This window comes from Litoreibacter albidus (genome assembly GCF_900107015.1).
Lineage (GTDB): Bacteria > Pseudomonadota > Alphaproteobacteria > Rhodobacterales > Rhodobacteraceae > Litoreibacter > Litoreibacter albidus.
In genome coordinates this window covers 622,494-638,580 of the sequence record NZ_FNOI01000002.1, presented here as the reverse complement: position 1 = coordinate 638,580, position 16,087 = coordinate 622,494, and the positions used below count along the sequence as shown (strand labels likewise).

17 protein-coding genes are annotated in these 16,087 nt (G+C 57.4%); 11 read left to right on the top strand and 6 right to left on the bottom strand.

Annotated features, from left to right (window positions below; translation table 11 throughout):
• The first annotated feature begins 63 nt into the window (after window positions 1–63).
• Window positions 64–1,176: an S-(hydroxymethyl)glutathione dehydrogenase/class III alcohol dehydrogenase gene (locus BLW66_RS08175; protein ID WP_089946630.1), complete on the top strand. Its 1,113-nt coding sequence runs from the start codon at window positions 64–66 to the stop codon at window positions 1,174–1,176.
• Between the two features lie 46 nt (window positions 1,177–1,222).
• Here BLW66_RS08175 and BLW66_RS08170 read toward each other — a convergent pair whose 3' ends face one another.
• On the bottom strand, window positions 1,223–1,840 hold the full coding sequence (locus tag BLW66_RS08170; protein WP_089946629.1) for a TetR/AcrR family transcriptional regulator: 618 nt from the start codon (window positions 1,838–1,840) through the stop codon (window positions 1,223–1,225).
• Window positions 1,841–1,962: 122 nt separating this feature from the next.
• Window positions 1,963–2,229 (bottom strand): hypothetical protein, encoded by a 267-nt coding sequence (locus tag BLW66_RS08165; RefSeq protein WP_089946628.1) that lies wholly within the window; start codon window positions 2,227–2,229, stop codon window positions 1,963–1,965.
• A 162-nt stretch (window positions 2,230–2,391) separates the two neighbouring features.
• Here BLW66_RS08165 and mbfA point away from each other — a divergent pair, with 162 nt between their 5' ends.
• From mbfA to BLW66_RS08140, 5 genes are read left to right on the top strand one after another with little or no spacing between them, the layout of a single operon-like run.
• Window positions 2,392–3,366, top strand: coding sequence for an iron exporter MbfA (mbfA, locus tag BLW66_RS08160; RefSeq protein ID WP_089946627.1), 975 nt, complete (start codon window positions 2,392–2,394; stop codon window positions 3,364–3,366).
• Between the two features lie 42 nt (window positions 3,367–3,408).
• Window positions 3,409–4,332, top strand: a complete 924-nt coding sequence (locus tag BLW66_RS08155) for an AEC family transporter (protein WP_089946626.1) — start codon at window positions 3,409–3,411, stop codon at window positions 4,330–4,332.
• Between the two features lie 9 nt (window positions 4,333–4,341).
• Complete coding sequence (gene fghA, locus BLW66_RS08150) at window positions 4,342–5,172, top strand: S-formylglutathione hydrolase (RefSeq protein ID WP_089946625.1); 831 nt, start codon at window positions 4,342–4,344, stop codon at window positions 5,170–5,172.
• The gene (locus tag BLW66_RS08145; RefSeq protein WP_089946624.1) at window positions 5,169–5,789 is read left to right on the top strand and encodes an HAD family hydrolase; all 621 of its coding nucleotides are present in this window, start codon (window positions 5,169–5,171) and stop codon (window positions 5,787–5,789) included. The genes fghA and BLW66_RS08145 overlap by 4 nt, the downstream gene beginning before the upstream one ends.
• The gene (locus tag BLW66_RS08140; protein ID WP_089946623.1) at window positions 5,786–6,694 is read left to right on the top strand and encodes an ornithine cyclodeaminase family protein; all 909 of its coding nucleotides are present in this window, start codon (window positions 5,786–5,788) and stop codon (window positions 6,692–6,694) included. Before BLW66_RS08145 ends, BLW66_RS08140 begins: the two co-directional genes overlap by 4 nt.
• A gap of 28 nt (window positions 6,695–6,722) precedes the next feature.
• Here the strand turns inward: BLW66_RS08140 and BLW66_RS08135 are convergent, their stop codons facing one another.
• On the bottom strand, window positions 6,723–7,961 hold the full coding sequence (locus BLW66_RS08135; protein ID WP_089946622.1) for an MFS transporter: 1,239 nt from the start codon (window positions 7,959–7,961) through the stop codon (window positions 6,723–6,725).
• A gap of 85 nt (window positions 7,962–8,046) precedes the next feature.
• Between BLW66_RS08135 and zapE the strand changes: the two genes are divergently transcribed.
• Entirely contained in the window at window positions 8,047–9,129 is a 1,083-nt protein-coding gene (gene zapE / locus BLW66_RS08130) for a cell division protein ZapE (protein WP_089946621.1), read from the top strand.
• Here zapE and BLW66_RS08125 read toward each other — a convergent pair.
• From BLW66_RS08125 to BLW66_RS08115, 3 genes are read right to left on the bottom strand one after another with little or no spacing between them, the layout of a single operon-like run.
• Entirely contained in the window at window positions 9,126–10,397 is a 1,272-nt protein-coding gene (locus BLW66_RS08125) for a bifunctional folylpolyglutamate synthase/dihydrofolate synthase (RefSeq protein WP_089946620.1), read from the bottom strand. The two genes, zapE and BLW66_RS08125, sit on opposite strands and share 4 nt — an antisense overlap.
• A complete protein-coding gene (gene accD, locus BLW66_RS08120) occupies window positions 10,394–11,314 on the bottom strand; it encodes an acetyl-CoA carboxylase, carboxyltransferase subunit beta (protein WP_089946619.1) in 921 nt (306 codons plus the stop codon). Before accD ends, BLW66_RS08125 begins: the two co-directional genes overlap by 4 nt.
• Before the next feature lie 55 nt (window positions 11,315–11,369).
• Window positions 11,370–12,272: a CPBP family intramembrane glutamic endopeptidase gene (locus tag BLW66_RS08115; protein ID WP_089946618.1), complete on the bottom strand. Its 903-nt coding sequence runs from the start codon at window positions 12,270–12,272 to the stop codon at window positions 11,370–11,372.
• Window positions 12,273–12,394: 122 nt separating this feature from the next.
• Between BLW66_RS08115 and ilvD the strand changes: the two genes are divergently transcribed.
• The 4 genes from ilvD to BLW66_RS08095 all read left to right on the top strand — a co-directional run bounded on the left by ilvD (window position 12,395) and on the right by BLW66_RS08095 (window position 16,074).
• Window positions 12,395–14,128 carry a dihydroxy-acid dehydratase gene (gene ilvD / locus BLW66_RS08110; protein ID WP_089946617.1) on the top strand — a complete coding sequence of 578 codons (1,734 nt, stop codon included), beginning with the start codon at window positions 12,395–12,397 and terminating at the stop codon, window positions 14,126–14,128.
• Window positions 14,129–14,173: 45 nt separating this feature from the next.
• Window positions 14,174–14,797, top strand: coding sequence for a hypothetical protein (locus BLW66_RS08105; RefSeq protein WP_089946616.1), 624 nt, complete (start codon window positions 14,174–14,176; stop codon window positions 14,795–14,797).
• A gap of 111 nt (window positions 14,798–14,908) precedes the next feature.
• Entirely contained in the window at window positions 14,909–15,682 is a 774-nt protein-coding gene (locus tag BLW66_RS08100) for a DUF6478 family protein (protein WP_089946615.1), read from the top strand.
• 11 nt (window positions 15,683–15,693) lie between these two features.
• A complete protein-coding gene (locus tag BLW66_RS08095) occupies window positions 15,694–16,074 on the top strand; it encodes a hypothetical protein (protein WP_089946614.1) in 381 nt (126 codons plus the stop codon).
• Window positions 16,075–16,087 lie beyond the last annotated feature (13 nt).

The window sequence follows — 16,087 nt, the reverse complement described above, 5'->3', positions numbered from 1 at the left end:
AATTGATTTCGGCGGAACTATGCGCGAGATTGCCCCGAACTCATCATTGAAGGATCTCCCCATATGCGTACGAGAGCTGCTGTCGCCGTCCAAGCCGGAAAACCGCTGGAAATTATGGATGTGAACCTAGACGGCCCACGTGAGGGCGAGGTTCTGGTTGAAATGAAGGCCACGGGCATTTGCCACACGGACGAATTCACCAAATCTGGTGCTGACCCTGAGGGGCTGTTCCCTGCAATTCTTGGCCATGAAGGTGCGGGTGTTGTTGTCGACGTGGGCCCCGGCGTCACTACACTGAAGAAGGGGGATCACGTCATCCCGCTCTACACGCCGGAATGCCGTGAGTGTGAATACTGTCTGAACCCGAAAACCAACTTGTGCCAGTCCATCCGCACCACGCAGGGGCAGGGGCTAATGCCTGACGGCACGTCGCGGTTTAGCACGCTCGATGGCGACCCGATTCTGCATTACATGGGGTGCTCCACCTTCGCGAACCACTCCGTGGTGCCCGAAATTGCGCTGGCGAAGGTCCGCGAGGACGCGCCGTTCGACAAGATCTGCTACATCGGCTGCGGCGTCACAACCGGGATCGGCGCGGTCATCAACACAGCAAAAGTGGAAATCGGCTCCCGCGCAATCGTGTTCGGATTGGGCGGCATTGGCCTTAACGTCATCCAAGGGCTGCGCCTTGCAGGGGCTGACCAAATCGTCGGCGTTGATCTGAACCCATCCAAAGTAGAAATGGCCACGCGGTTTGGCATGACTGACTTCGTGAACCCGTCGGAGGTGGACGGCGATCTGGTGGCCTACCTCGTGGCCCTTACGAAAGGCGGCGCGGATTACACCTTCGACGCGACTGGCAACGTCAGCGTTATGCGTACCGCGCTTGAAGCCGCGCACAAAGGCTGGGGCGAATCCATCATCATCGGGGTTGCGCCTGCTGGTGCAGAAATCAGCACCCGCCCGTTCCAGTTGGTGACGGGCCGCAGCTGGCGCGGGACTGCGTTTGGTGGCGCGCGCGGGCGCACGGATGTGCCAAAAATTGTGGATTGGTACATGGAAGGAAAAATCGAGATCGACCCGATGATCACCCACACCATGGGCCTTGAAGACATCAATAAAGGGTTCGATCTGATGCATTCGGGCGAGTCTATCCGCTCGGTCGTGCTCTACTAGATCAAGGGTTATGAGGGCGGCTTCTGGTCGCCCTCAACCGTCCGCGTTAAACGCCGTAACGGGCCAGAAACATCTCGACAGCGCCGTCAATGATCCGGTCAACTTGGGCCTTCGTAGGCTTTTCGATGATGTTGAAAACCATCTTCACAAAAATCTCTGACTTTACCAGCTCTTGAAACTGCATCGCTGCAAGCTCGATATCGTCGATTTTCAGCTCGCCGCGCGCGCAGGCATGTTCAAAGTAGGCGCTAAGGCGGTCTTCCAACAACTTGGGGCCGGACAAGTAAAACTCTCGACCCAACTCTGGAAAGCGGTCAGATTCCGCGACGCAGATACGGAAAATACGTTGGGCGAAGTTGGAAGTCAGCAACTCCATCATTTTGTGCGCCGTCGTCGTCAGCATTTCCCGAACAGGCACATCGGGCGCATCGACTTGCAACGCTCGCTCCGCTTGCGACGCGCATTCCTGCTTTGCCACCTCAATGAATAGAATTCGCTTGTCTGGAAAGTAGCTATAGAGCGTCGCCTTGGAAACATTCGCCTCTTTCGCGATCAGGTCAACACTTGCGCCTTCAAAGCCTTGAGCTAGAAAAACGTCGCGTGCGCCCGCGATCACTTGGTCATATTTTCGACCGCGCTTTATTTCAGGTGTGCTTCCGTCCAAGTCAGTGTCTCCCGCCACTTTCTGCTTATATAGACCATCCAGTTTAGTTTCGGCAACAACTGCCGCAGGGTTAAGGGCGGACTTCGCAGCCCGCCCCGATCAGCAACCAAAGTAGGGGGGAGCTACCGGTCGCGATCAGGCTTGCGGCTTGCCAGATCGTGTCCGGCCAAGGTTCCGCAGGCATTTGGGCGCGCATCAGCGCTGTGCACAGGCTGCGCGCATACATTTCCGGTGTTCACATGACGCGCCTGCGCGTCCTTGCTGACGGTCGCGCCGTGCTCTGGGTAGGTCAGGGTGGGAAAGTAGACAAACGACGGGCCGCCACCTGCCAGCGCAGGGCTAGCAAAGGCGATTATAGCGGCGATGATGGCAGGCTTGAGAATAGTCATGGTTTCGATCCTTAAAAAGTAAACCGTTCGGTTCATATTTTCCATCTAAACCGAGTCGTTTAGATATTCAAGTCACTTATGAACTAATCAGTTTAGTTTTCGAAGGGCTTGAAACTTACCCCAACCCGTGTACCTTAGAATAATTCTAAACTTGGAGTTCACATGCTTCCGTCCATCAGCTTCCGCCGTCGCTTCACCGACCTGTCCGAACAAGAAGTTCTCGCCCTCGCCATATCCTCAGAGGAGGATGACGCGCGCATTTATCGTGGCTATGCGGAACGCCTGCGCGACGACTTCGCGGCGACTGCCGAGATTTTTGACGTCATGGCCGCAGAAGAAGACACCCACCGTAAGATGCTGATTGACCTACACAAGAAGCGGTTCGGCGAGGTCATCCCGCTTTTGCGGCGCGAACACGTGGCAGGCTTCTATGCGCGTGCGCCTATCTGGTTAGTCGAAAACCTGGGCTTGGAAAAAATCCGCGAGCAGGCGGCACAGATGGAGCGCGATGCGCAGCGGTTCTACGAGTTGGCCGCGACGCGCACCCAAGACGCCGACACCCGCAAGCTGTTGGGCGATCTCGCTGCCGCAGAAGCAGGTCATGAGCAGCAAGCAACCGACCTGGCCGCAAAAATTGACGGCCAGACGTTGGAGACCGAAGACAAGGAAGCGCACCGCCAGTTTGTCCTGACGTGGGTACAGCCTGGGCTGGCCGGCCTGATGGACGGGTCGGTTTCAACCTTGGCACCGATTTTTGCGGCCGCGTTTGCGACGGGAAACACGTGGGACACCTTCCTAGTTGGATTGGCGGCGTCTGTGGGGGCCGGTATCTCCATGGGGTTCACAGAAGCAGCGTCGGATGACGGTCAATTGTCGGGCCGTGGCTCCCCATGGAAGCGCGGCTTTGCCTCTGGCATCATGACCACCATCGGCGGACTCGGTCATGCCTTGCCATATCTGATCACTGACTTCTGGACCGCGACAACCATCGCCGTGATCGTTGTGTTTATTGAGCTGTGGGCCATCGCGTGGATTCAAAACCGCTTTATGGAGACGCCATTTTTCAGGGCTGCGATGCAAGTCGTTCTGGGCGGCGCACTTGTGCTGGCGGCGGGTGTTTTGATCGGCAGCGGCTAAGCGGCTTTTGCGCCCCCCGAGACCATGCTATCGGGGGGTACAATGTTGGAAATATTCTTAAAAACACTGCCGTTTTTCGCTGTTATCGGCGTAGGGTACTGGGCCGGTCGCGTGAAGTTTTTCACGCCCGAGGCCACAGGCTATCTGACAAAGTTCGTCTTCTACTTCGCGCTATCTGCCATGCTGTTCCGATTTTCGGCCAACCTAGAGTTGGCGGAGATACTGGATTGGTCCTATATCGGCGCATACTTCTGGGCGACCGCGCTCCTCTATGTTGTGGTCACCGTCGTTGCGTTGATCCGAAAACGCCCCATAGAGGAAGCCGCCATCGAGGCGCAGTGCGGCGTCATCGGCAACGTCGGCTTTCTGGGTGTGCCGATGCTGGTCCTGTTAATGGGTGAAAAGGCCATCGGGCCTGTGATGTTGTCTTTAGCCGTCGACCTGATCTTCTTTGGTAGCCTCGTCGTGATCTTGATCACAGGTTCGCGCGAGGGTCGCATGTCTTTCAGCGTCTTGCAAACTGTGGGCCTTGGGTTGGTGAAGAACCCGATGATCGTATCCTCAGTTCTTGGCTTTGCTTGGTCAGCTTCCGCCATGCCCATTCCTGATCCTCTCAACGAATTCTTATTCATTCTGGGGGGCGCAGCAACGCCCGGAGCCTTGTTCGCGATCGGCGCATCGCTCGCCTCCAAATCTGCGGAGCGGATGGAAGTGGCGTCTTGGCTGTCGTTTTGCAAGCTGGCGCTGCACCCCGCCTTCGTTGCCGTTTCCGCCCTTTGGCTTTTCTCGGTGGATCCTTACGCGGCATCCGTGATGGTCGCCGCCGCCGCTTTGCCAGTCGCGGGCAACGTTTACATGATAGCCCAACATTACGGGGTTGCCCCGACACGGGTATCCGCCAGTATTTTGATTTCAACCGCCGTCAGCATCCTTACCGTTTCATTAATCATCGGTTGGGTAAGTTAAGGAGACACCATGAAAACGATTTCGGAAAACGCCTGCTTTGGTGGGGTTCAGGGGGTTTATTCGCACCGGTCCGACAGCTGCGACTGCGATATGACGTTCGGCCTGTTCCTTCCCGCGGAGGCGAAAGACGGCCCCGTGCCTGTCTTGTGGTACCTGTCCGGCCTGACGTGCACGCATGAAAACGCAATGGTGAAAGCCGCAGCCCAAGGCTGGGCCGCTGAACAAGGCATCGCCCTGATTTTTCCCGATACATCACCACGCGGCGAAGGCGTCGCAGATGACGACGCATACGATCTGGGTCAGGGCGCGGGGTTCTATGTAAACGCGACCCAAAAACCGTGGGCGCCACATTTTCAGATGTACGACTACGTCACCAAGGATTTAACGGATCTTGTGCTGAAGGAATTCCCGATTGATGGCGCGCGTCAGGCGATCACAGGACATTCCATGGGCGGACACGGCGCGCTGACCATGGCAATGAAGGAAGCTGGCCGTTTTACCAGCGTATCCGCCTTCGCCCCCATCTGTAACCCGACGGGATCCGACTGGGGCAAAAAGCAACTGACCGCATATTTAGGGTCTGACGAAGCGGCATGGGCAAGCCATGACGCCAGCCTTCTGATGGCGGAGCGTGGATTTGATGGGCCTGTCCTGATTGACGTGGGAACGAAAGACCAGTTCCTTGATCTGCTTAAACCCGAAACCCTAGCGAGCGCTGCTGCACAACGTCGGCAAGAGCTGACGTTCCGGATGCAGCCGGGCTACGACCACTCTTACTTCTTCGTATCTACCTTCATCGAAGATCACATCACCTTCCACGCAGAGGCGTTGTACGCATGATAAAAGCGGTTATTTTTGACATCGGCAACGTGCTGATCGAGTGGAACCCCGAACGCTTCTACGACAGCGCCATCGGCGAGGAGCGTCGCAAAGCCATGTTCGCGGCGGTGGATTTGCACGGCATGAACGACAAGGTCGACATGGGGCAGCCGTTCAAGGAAACGATCTACGAGACTGCCGAAGCCTATCCAGAATGGCGTGATGAGATACGGATGTGGCACGATCACTGGATCGAGATGGCATCGCCGACGATAGACCACTCGGTAAAACTGCTCCGTGCTCTTCGGGCGAAAGGGGTGCCCGTTTTCGCGCTTACCAACTTCGGGATCGGCAGCTTTGACTACGCAGAAACCATTTACAGCTATCTGGGTGAATTCGACCGGCGCTACATCTCTGGCCATATGCAGGTGATCAAGCCGGACCCTAAAATATACCAGATGCTGGAAGACGACTGCGGGCACGCACCCGAGACACTGCTGTTCGCAGACGACCGTGCGGATAATATTGACATGGCGCGGTCACGTGGCTGGAACGCACATTTGTTTGAGAACCCGCAGGGCTGGGCAGAGTGTCTGGTGTCACATGGGCTATTAACTGCTGAGGAGGCGACGGCGTGAGTATCAAGATAATCGGATTTGAAGATGGTGAAGCAGCCCTGAGGTGGGAAGGCCTCACGGACGCTTTCGCGCACGGCCACACACTGCCAAAGGCAGAGATCGGCGATACCTTTCTCTACCGCACACCTGACACATTGCTGTCGCGCTCCGCTTGGATCGACGGGTTGGGCGTTGCTGTGAAGTCAGCTACGATTTTTCCGGAGAACAAGACCAAGGGACTGCCCGCCGTAAACGGCTCCGTCTCGGTGTTTTCGGATGCAACCGGAGAGCTGGAAGCGCTCGTCGATTTCCACCTTGTGACGAAGTGGAAAACAGTCGGCGACAGCCTCTATGCAGCCAAGCTGCTGGCAAACCCCAACCCAGAAACAATTCTGGTTGTGGGCACCGGCTCCGTTGCGGCGAACATGATAGAGGCGTACCGCAGCGCCTTTCCGGGCGCGCGCTACATCGTTTGGGGCAGGAACACGGATTACGCAGCCAAATTCGCCGCATCCCACAACGCCACGGGCGTGGCTGATTTGCGCGAGGCGGTTCAGCAGGCGCAGATCATCTGCACCGCCACCATGACCACAGACCCAATCATTCAGGGCGAATGGCTACAGCCCGGTCAGCACCTAGACCTGATCGGCGCCTATCGCCCCGACATGCGCGAAGTGGATGACGTGGCCCTTCTACGCGCCAAGCTGTTCGTGGACAGCTTTGAGACAACCCTTGATCACATTGGGGAGCTTAAAATCCCGCTCGCCTCCGGCGCAATCAAACGTGACCATGTCTTGGGGGACTACTACGATCCGTCCAAGTTCCAACGCGCGGCAGACGACATCACCATTTGTAAGAATGGCGGCGGCGCGCATCTCGATCTGATGACATGCCGCTACATTCTGGATCAGTGGAAGCCAGCGTAGTTTTATCCGCACAACAGGTTGGTGCGGCCTATGCTGGCTGCGCCGACCACGGTTTCTCGCGGACGGGCAGATGCACGATTGCGCTGAACGCGCCGACGCCTACGCCAATCCACCAAACAAGCGTGTAATCGCCGGTGATATCGTAAAGCTTGCCACCCAGCCAAACCCCTAAAAAAGACCCTAACTGGTGGGAAAAGAACACGATCCCGTAAAGCGTCCCCATGTAGCGAAGCCCGTAGATATGCGCGACCAGACCGGATGTCAGCGGAACCGTGGCCAGCCACAGGCTGCCCATAGCAAGGCTAAATATGATCACCGTTGTCGGCGTCATAGGCACCAAGATAAACCACGCTGCGACGATCGTGCGGCCCGTATAGATCGCGGCGAGCAGGTACTTTTTGGAATACCTCTTACCAAGATAGCCCGCCAAAATCGTGCCCCCGATGTTCGCCACCCCGATCAACGCGATTGATAATGCACCCAGCGCCGAAGTCGTGGTAATCCCCATGCCTGCGAGCATGCCGCCGCTAGAAATGGGGCCGCACACCTCCGTGATGAAGGCAGGAAAATGCGCGGTTACAAAGGCCAACTGATAGCCGCATGAAAAGAAGCCCAAGAAGATCATGGTGTAGGACGGATCTTTGAACGCACGCTTCAGCACGGTGCCCAAGCTTTCCTCTAGCTCCGTCCGTGTCGCGGCAGGTGCCCGCATGAACGGCAGCGCCAACAACGACAGCAACATCACCGCCGCGAAGATGATAAAGACAGTCTGCCAGGGGAAGTACCCTAGCAGTAACTCCGCCGCAGGGGCGCCGAAAACCTGCCCCGCGGACCCCGCCGCGGTGGCTATGCCCAGCGCCATTGAGCGATTTTCATCGGACGTCGCACGCCCGACCATCGCTAGGATCACGCCGAACCCCGTGCCCGCGATACCGAACCCGACCAATATCTCATAGAACTGATGCGCCCCGGGCGTGATTGCGAAGGACGACAAAACCAAGCCCGCAGCATAAAGAAGCGCACCCAGTACAATAGCCTTCCGGTCGCCCAGCTTCTCCGCGATCGCCCCGAAAATAGGCTGCCCGATCCCCCAAGCGAGGTTTTGAATGGCGATGGCGAGACTGAACTCCGCGCGCGGCCAGCCAAACTCCTCCCCAATGGGGATCTGGAAGACGCCGAAACTGGCGCGAATGGAGAACCCCAGCATCATAATGATGCACCCAACAATAAGAACGGGCGTGAAAAGCGGGGTGCGTGACTGGTCCATCAGGCGACCGTCATGGAATTTCCGGTTTGCGTCAATTCAGAATTATTGCGACACGAGGTAAGCAATATTGATGAGACGGACCGGAATGCTTCTATCAGACGCCTACACCGCCAAAGTTGAAGCGGGTGAGATCAACGCCGATGCGGCGCAGATAGAAGCGCTGCCATTCTTTGACGAGGTGGCCCGGCAGATGACTGCCCCCCCGAGCAAGAAGAAGCTTTTTGGGCTTTTCGGAAGCGACGCCGAGCCTGTGAAAGGCCTCTATCTATGGGGTGGTGTCGGGCGCGGAAAATCCATGATGATGGATTTGTTTTTTGAAACCGCGCCAGAGCCGCGAAAGCGCCGCGTCCACTTTCACGCGTTCATGCAAGAAGTGCATAGCGCGTTGCACGAAGCCCGAAAATCCGGCGTCGATGATGCAATCAAACCGGTGGCTGACGACATCGCCGCAGGCGTCAGGCTTTTGTGCTTCGACGAGATGCAAATCACCGACATCACAGATGCAATGATCGTCGGGCGGTTGTTTGAAAGCCTGTTTGCCAGCGGCGTCGTGATTGTCACCACCTCCAACAGGGTACCCGACGATTTGTACAGAAACGGGCTTAACCGCGATCTGTTCGTGCCATTTATAGAGCTGCTGAAGGACCGTCTAACCGTTCACGAATTAGCGTCGGAAACCGACTACCGCCAAGATAGACTGCAAGGGGAGCAGGTTTACTTCTCGCCTGCTAACGCTGTCGCTAAGGCGAAAATATCGGACATTTGGCACAGCCTCACGGGCGGAGAGGCCGCGCCGCTTACGCTTCGCGTCAAAGGGCGTGACGTCCTGCTTCCTGAATTCAGGAACGGGATCGCGCGGGCAAGCTTTTTCGACCTGTGCGGCCAACCCCTAGGAGCCGGTGATTACCTAGCCATCGCGGAGAAGGTGCGCGTGCTGATCCTTGAAAACATCCCCTGCCTGTCACGGGATAATTTCAACGAGGCAAAGCGTTTCGTCACGCTGATAGATGCTCTTTATGAAGCAAATATCCGTCTGATCTGCTCCGCTGCGGCAGAGCCTGAACGGCTATATCTGGAGGGCGAAGGAGTCTTCGAGTTTGAGCGCACCGCCTCGCGTCTGCGCGAGATGCAGGCTGCGGATTGGGGTACAGAGCACGGAGACGATTAAGCGTTTTCCCGCAACACGTTGCCTGCCAAATAGAGTGACCCACAAATCAGGATGCGCGCAGTCGGATCGGTCGCGGTGATGCTTTGAATTGCCGCCAAAACTGTGTCCGCTTCTGTCGCCTGCAATCCGGCCTTGCGCGCGGCTTTCGCGGTTTCCTCGGCCGACAACGTCGCTTGCTCCCCCGGTATCGCGACTGCGTGCAAGGTTGTCGCGACATTGGCCAACGGCGTCATGTATCCCACGACATCTTTGGTGTTGAGCATCCCGCAGATCAAATGCGTGGGCTTAGGTGGAAGCGTCTTCAACACGTCCGCCAATGCGTTTCCTGCAGCTGGATTGTGACCACCATCAAGCCACAGCTCCGCATTGCCCGCAGCGTCAACCAACGGCCCCAACGCTAACCGCTGCATCCGCGCAGGCCAAACGGCCTCGGTCATAGCAGCCTCGCACGCGGCGTCATTGAGGCCAAGATGCCGTAGCACAGCCAGCGCGGCACCCGCATTTTGAATTTGATGTGCGCCCAGTAGCGCAGGCAAGGGCAAGTCCATCAGGCCGCGTTCATCTTGAAAGATGAGACGACCCCGTTCTTCCCAGACATGCCAATGCTGCCCGTAGGCCAGCAGCGGTGCACCGAGCTTGGCCGCCTGCGCCTCGATCACATCTATCGCCTCGTCGGGTTGTGGCCCCACGACGCAAGGAACGCCACGCTTGATAATTCCCGCTTTCTCAAACGCGATCTTTGCGAGCGTGTCACCGAGGAAGCTTTCGTGGTCGATAGAGATCGGTGTGATCACCGTAACCTCTGGCTTGGCAATCACATTGGTCGCGTCAAGACGCCCGCCCAGACCGACTTCAAGCAGCGTGAAATCGGCTCTAACACGGCTGAAAGCAAGCAAAGCCGCAACGGTCGTTATCTCAAAATACGTGATCGAGTCGGGTCCGTTGGACGTATAGCATTCGTCCAGAACTTCCGTCAGATGCGCCTCTGAAATCTGCTCCCCTGCTAGCCGGATACGCTCGTGAAAGCGGGCTAAATGGGGGGAGGTATAGGCGTGGACAGATTTGCCGCCGCCTTCCAGCCCCGCACGGATCATCGCCTGCGTGGAGCCTTTGCCGTTGGTCCCTGCAATATGGATCACGGGCGGCAGTTTCTGCTCTGGATGATCCAGCGTTGCCAGCAAGCGCCAGACGCGATCCAACGTCAGGTCGATAATCTTCGGGTGAAGCGCCATCATCCGGTCGAGGATGGCGTCGCTGGTGTTGCTCACTTGGCGGGTTCCGCTGGCTCAGCCTCAGCCACCGGTTCCGGCGCGGGTAGGTCACCCTGAACGGCAGGGGGCATGCCCATCAGCATACGGATAATCGTGACGAGTTCGCCCTTCATATCCTTCCGGTGCGTGACACGATCCAACATGCCGTGATCCAGCAGGTATTCAGCCCGCTGAAAACCCTCAGGCAGCTTTTCACGGATTGTTTGTTCAATCACCCGCGCGCCTGCGAAGCCGATCAGCGCGTTTGGCTCAGCGATCTGAACATCGCCCAGCATCGCATAGGAGGCCGTGACCCCGCCTGTGGTCGGGTGTGTCAGAACGACGATATAGGGCAGCCCTGCTTCTTTCAGCATCTCGACCGCAATCGTGGTGCGTGGCATCTGCATCAGGCCAAGAATGCCTTCCTGCATACGTGCGCCACCCGCGGCGGAGAACAGCACCAACGGGCGACCAGTTTCAATCGCACGCTCTGCCGCTGCGATAATCGCGTTGCCGACATACATGCTCATGGACCCGCCCATGAAGCTAAAGTCCTGTCCAGCGGCCACGATCGGCGTGCGCAGGATTTCACCCTCAACAACCAGCATTGCTTCTTTTTCGCCGGTTTTCTTGACCGCCGCTTTCATGCGGTCAGGGTATTTTTTCTGGTCTTTGAAGTGCAGCGGATCCGCGACAGGCGCTGGCACGTCAACTTCGGAGAATATCCCGCCGTCAAACATCGCCTTAAAGCGGTCGCGCGCAGTGATCGCCATGTGGTGATTACAGCTCGTGCATACGTTCAGATTGTCCGACAGCTCTCTGTGGAACAGCATGGTCCCACACTCGTCGCATTTGGTCCAAAGGTTCTCTGGAACCTCCCGACGCGAAAATAGCGAATTGATCGTTGGCCGGACGTAGTTCGAAATCCAGTTCATGAGGCTCTGCTCCCGTTGCTTACGTCCAGATAATCGCGAGGCGTGGAAATTGCAATCAACGCAGCACGCGACGGATCACGGCCCAGATCACGATTAGAACGACGATATCCAGCATAATGTAGTTCAACAGGATCGACGTGTCGCTCATCGTGAAGGGCGCGTGGAAAAGCGCAAGACCCGACAACTCCCCCGGGATGCCAATGAGCAGCAAGGCGACGAAGTTGTTGGCGAAATGAAGCCCCATTGCGGCGGCCAGACTGCCAGTCAGGCGCGTGAGGTCTGCCGCGATAACCCCGAACAGCGTGGTGGCAAAAACAATCGACGCCGCAAGCGTTGGGTCAATTGTGTTGTCGTAGTGCCCCAAACCGAACACAAGGGACGGCAGCACCATCCAGATGAACGGGTTCTTAAACCGTGCTGCAAGTTGCTGTTGAAAATACCCGCGAAAGACCAGCTCCTCCGACGTGGTTTGAATGAACAACAGCGGCACGGCCCAAACTAAATGCTTGGCCCAAACGCCAAACTCCAGGTTGGGCTTGTAGTTCACGACGCCGAACATCCGCTCAACCGCGAACAGAATGATATTCGCGACGGCAAGAACCGCGATGGCGATCATGAAGTTTCGAAGAAACCCCGATCCTGCGCCAAATAGTGACAGCGGACCACGCCAGTGCCACGCGGCCATAACAAACGCCGCAAGCCCCATTGGTATAAACGTCGTCAGAATGATCGCCATTTGCCCTGGCGAAATGCCGTTTGCGTTCAACAGCGAAAAGGCGTCCATCCCTGCAAGCTCAGGGAAAAAATACGCCAGCGGCTTGATCGCAAACTTTAGAACGGCGGCAGCCCCCAAGGCGTAGACCATAACACCGGTGACGGTTGCAGCCAGTATTCGCCAGAATGCGGGGTAGGCGCGTGCAGGGGCGATGAAGCCCTCAAAGGCCGGAGTTCTAAGCATGCCAAAGCGCCTCTTGGTAATTTTATGTCACGATATCGCTGGAAAACCTGCGACGCAATCGCGCTTGTGCCCGTAGGGCTTGCGCTTTATTCCATTTTGCAACGCGTTTGAGGGAGCCAGCCATGCTTAAGAAACCCACCGACAAAACCAACATGCCAAGCCGCCACGTGACGGAAGGCCCCTCAAGGGCGCCGCACCGGTCCTATTTCTACGCAATGGGCCTTGGTGATGAGGAAATTCACCAGCCATTCGTAGGCGTTGCGACCTGCTGGAACGAAGCTGCGCCCTGCAACATTTCGCTGAACCGACAGGCGCAAGCCGTGAAGCTGGGTGTTAAGCAGGGCAACGGCACCCCGCGCGAATTTACGACAATCACCGTAACCGACGGTATTGCGATGGGTCATGAGGGCATGCGGTCCTCTTTGGCGTCGCGCGAGGCCATTGCGGACACGGTAGAGCTGACCATGCGCGGCCACTGCTACGATGCGATTGTGGGCCTTGCTGGATGTGACAAATCCCTGCCGGGTATGATGATGGCGATGATCCGCCTCAACACGCCGTCCGTGTTTATCTACGGTGGCTCCATCCTTCCAGGTCGGTTGAACGGCAAGGACGTTACTGTCCAAGACGTGTTCGAAGCCGTGGGCGAGCATCAAGCAGGCAACATGTCGGACGAGGCCCTGCGCACGCTGGAACGTGTTGCATGCCCGTCCGCTGGTGCGTGCGGTGGTCAATTCACTGCCAACACCATGGCCTGTGTGTCCGAGGCAATCGGTTTGGCCCTGCCAAACTCCGCAGGTGCGCCGGCCCCGTATGAAAGCCGCGACCACTACTCCATCGCGTCGGGTCAAGCCGTGATGAACCTGCTGGAAAAGAACATCCGTGCGCGTGACATCGTAACGCTTGAAAGCTTGCAGAACGCCGCGCGCGTCGTGGCCTGCACCGGTGGCTCCACTAACGCTGGCCTGCATTTGCCAGCAATGGCGCATGAAGCTGGCATCGACTTTGACTTGGATGACGTCTGCGAAATCTTCCGCGACACACCTTATTTCGTCGACCTGAAGCCAGGTGGTCAGTACGTGGCGAAGGATTTGTACGAAGCAGGCGGCGTGCCGGTGATCATGAAAGAGCTGCGCAAGGCTGGCCTGATCAACGAAGACTGCATGACGGCTACCGGATATTCCATCGGCGAAGAAATCGACCGCGTATCATTGGAAGCAGACGGCAAGGTCATCTACTCCATCGGTGAACCACTTTCCAAAACTGGCGGCGTTGTTGGCCTGAAAGGCAACCTCGCACCAGAAGGCGCGATTGTTAAGGTCGCTGGCATGTCCTCCCAACACCAAATGTTTACTGGCCCTGCACGTGTGTTCGAGTGCGAAGAAGACGCCTTTGAAGCCGTGCAAAAGCGCGAGTACGAAGAAGGCGAAGTGCTGGTTATCCGCAACGAAGGCCCAGCAGGCGGCCCCGGCATGCGCGAAATGCTGGCAACGACTGCTGCATTGTCTGGTCAAGGCATGGGTAAAAAGGTGGCCCTGATCACGGACGGCCGCTTCTCCGGCGCGACCCGCGGGTTCTGCGTGGGCCACGTCGGCCCCGAGGCTGCGCACGGCGGTCCGATTGCCTTGATCGAAAATGGCGATGTGATCACGCTGAACGCCATTGAAGGCGAGATCAGCGTTGACCTGACCGACGAGGTGCTTGCGGAGCGCAAGGCAAACTGGAAAGGCCCGCGTCAAACGATCTATGCATCAGGTGCGTTGTGGAAGTATTCACAGCTTGTAGGCTCCGCCAAATTGGGCGCCTGCACGCATCCGGGCGCGCGTGACGAAAAACACATCTACATGGACCTCTGATTAGTGCGTCCTTGGAGTGTACTTGCGTCGGCCACGCTAGGGTTGATGGCTTGCGGGGAAAACCCGCTGGCCAACTTCACCGCCGTCGGCCCGAATGACGCCCTGTCTGAAATCACCGTGACGTCAGACAGGGTCGTTTTGCGCGGCCCTACTGGATTTTGCGTTGATCCGAAGTCGTCCAACCACAACCCCGCCAAAGCTTTCATCGTCTTTGGCAATTGCGCGGCGATTGCCGGTGACGACGAACTGCCCCAACCATTTGTCACAGCAATTGCCACCGCCACGGTGCATCCCGCTGACAAAAAGGGGCCAAGCATCAGCCAGTCGTCCGTGGCATTGGCGGATTTCTTTGAAACCGATGCGGGCAAGGCCTCGCTCAGCGCGTCCAACACGCCCGACAGCGTCGACATTCTTGACAGTTTCAGCCGGAACGGCGCGTTCTTCGTACATGCGCGCGACACGTCTGCCCCCACGACACCCGGCGCGGATAACACTTATTGGCGCGGCTACTTTGACGTGAAGAATTCCGTCGTGGCGCTGTCGGTCATTGGCCTGAAAGGCGCCCCCGTAAGCAGCACCGAGGGGCTTCAAACCCTGTACGACTTTGCCAACGCGTTGCTGGAGGACCAGCCCGTCACCAAAACCCCTGCCACCGCTACCACGTCCTAGGCTGTTGCAGCCACGGGACTGTTTCGCCGTTTATTTCGCTGAAACCATTGTTTGCAATATAGAAACAGTGGTAGCGCTGTAGAGCCAAGTAGATAGGACTGTCTGAAGACCATGATGGATCGGTTGCGAGAATTTGTACGGCGGCGTTTGCACCGCCGGACCTTGCGCCGCTGGGAAGCTGCCGTACGCGACGCGGAGACCATTGATTTGTCGCTGCTGCGCCACCTGCGCACGCAAGCCCGCCAGATGCGTCGCCGCGTTGATCAGGTGACCCATATGGCCGATGCGCGCCTCACGCTGCCGCGAATCGGCTCCAACGCGATCCGTAAACCTGCGCAGTCTGATTGGGCGCACCGACCCGAACTGTGGCGCGGTCCTGTTTCGCCAACTGGCGTGGCTGCGGTAGAAAGCCGGACGCGCATCGGAAACTCAGCCACGATTTACCATGACTGCCAGATCTCCGAACTGACGCTGCGCCAAGTCCGTAACACCCGCGAAGGGGATCTTGCGCCGTTTGGCCTTCGTATGGACGTGTTCAAATTTGACGGCAGTTTCCTTAGCCTTGTGCTGGACCTGCCGGAGAGCGCCACGGACGGGCTGCGCAAGAACCACATTTTACGCATGGACACGGAAGTCGAAAGCGAGAAGCCGCTAGAGATTTTTGCACGGCTGAACATCAAATACGGCCCCAACGTCGAACAAGTTGTGCGCGAGCTGCCGCTGGATGGCTCCGAAATGATGGTTGAATTCGACTTGGCCCACACAAAGATCAGCGAACGCCGTTTGGAGCGCATCTGGATGGATCTTATTTTTGAGGGTCCGGAGATGAACGAGATCAACCTGCGCGATATCACGTTCAGCCGCCGCCCACGCGCCGATTTCTAAGGAATACGCCAATGAGCAATGTCATCCTTACCAAGACCCGCATTCAGGCCGGAATTTACGAGGCGGTCCTGACCGCCCAGACCGACGACAACTACCACCCCGACCTTGTCGCGCTACATCTGGAACAAGAATTAGACGGCCTGTCCGTCACCGAGGATCAGAGCCTTGGCAACACATGGCACGTGCGGTTCACCATCCCGCGCGAGGTTCTGACAGATGGCGTCCAAACATTCCTGATTAACGAGAAATCGACAGGCGACACGCTGGACAGCTTTGCAATCGTGACGGGTGAGGTTCTCTCCGATGACATTCGCGCCGAAATGGATTTGCTTCGTGCAGAACTCGATATGTTGAAAAAGGCGTTCCGCCGGCATTGCGTTGAAACAACCTGACGCAACAAAGCTT

Coding starts and splice junctions, on each gene's coding strand:
- BLW66_RS08115 (WP_089946618.1), bottom strand. CDS start 12,272: ATGCTTAGAACTCCGGCCTTTGAGGGCTTCATCGCCCCTGCACGCGCC.
- ilvD (WP_089946617.1), top strand. CDS start 12,395: ATGCTTAAGAAACCCACCGACAAAACCAACATGCCAAGCCGCCACGTG.
- BLW66_RS08145 (WP_089946624.1), top strand. CDS start 5,169: ATGATAAAAGCGGTTATTTTTGACATCGGCAACGTGCTGATCGAGTGG.
- BLW66_RS08100 (WP_089946615.1), top strand. CDS start 14,909: ATGATGGATCGGTTGCGAGAATTTGTACGGCGGCGTTTGCACCGCCGG.
- BLW66_RS08155 (WP_089946626.1), top strand. CDS start 3,409: ATGTTGGAAATATTCTTAAAAACACTGCCGTTTTTCGCTGTTATCGGC.
- BLW66_RS08175 (WP_089946630.1), top strand. CDS start 64: ATGCGTACGAGAGCTGCTGTCGCCGTCCAAGCCGGAAAACCGCTGGAA.
- mbfA (WP_089946627.1), top strand. CDS start 2,392: ATGCTTCCGTCCATCAGCTTCCGCCGTCGCTTCACCGACCTGTCCGAA.
- BLW66_RS08135 (WP_089946622.1), bottom strand. CDS start 7,961: ATGGACCAGTCACGCACCCCGCTTTTCACGCCCGTTCTTATTGTTGGG.
- BLW66_RS08105 (WP_089946616.1), top strand. CDS start 14,174: ATGGCTTGCGGGGAAAACCCGCTGGCCAACTTCACCGCCGTCGGCCCG.
- accD (WP_089946619.1), bottom strand. CDS start 11,314: ATGAACTGGATTTCGAACTACGTCCGGCCAACGATCAATTCGCTATTT.
- fghA (WP_089946625.1), top strand. CDS start 4,342: ATGAAAACGATTTCGGAAAACGCCTGCTTTGGTGGGGTTCAGGGGGTT.
- BLW66_RS08095 (WP_089946614.1), top strand. CDS start 15,694: ATGAGCAATGTCATCCTTACCAAGACCCGCATTCAGGCCGGAATTTAC.
- zapE (WP_089946621.1), top strand. CDS start 8,047: ATGCTTCTATCAGACGCCTACACCGCCAAAGTTGAAGCGGGTGAGATC.
- BLW66_RS08165 (WP_089946628.1), bottom strand. CDS start 2,229: ATGACTATTCTCAAGCCTGCCATCATCGCCGCTATAATCGCCTTTGCT.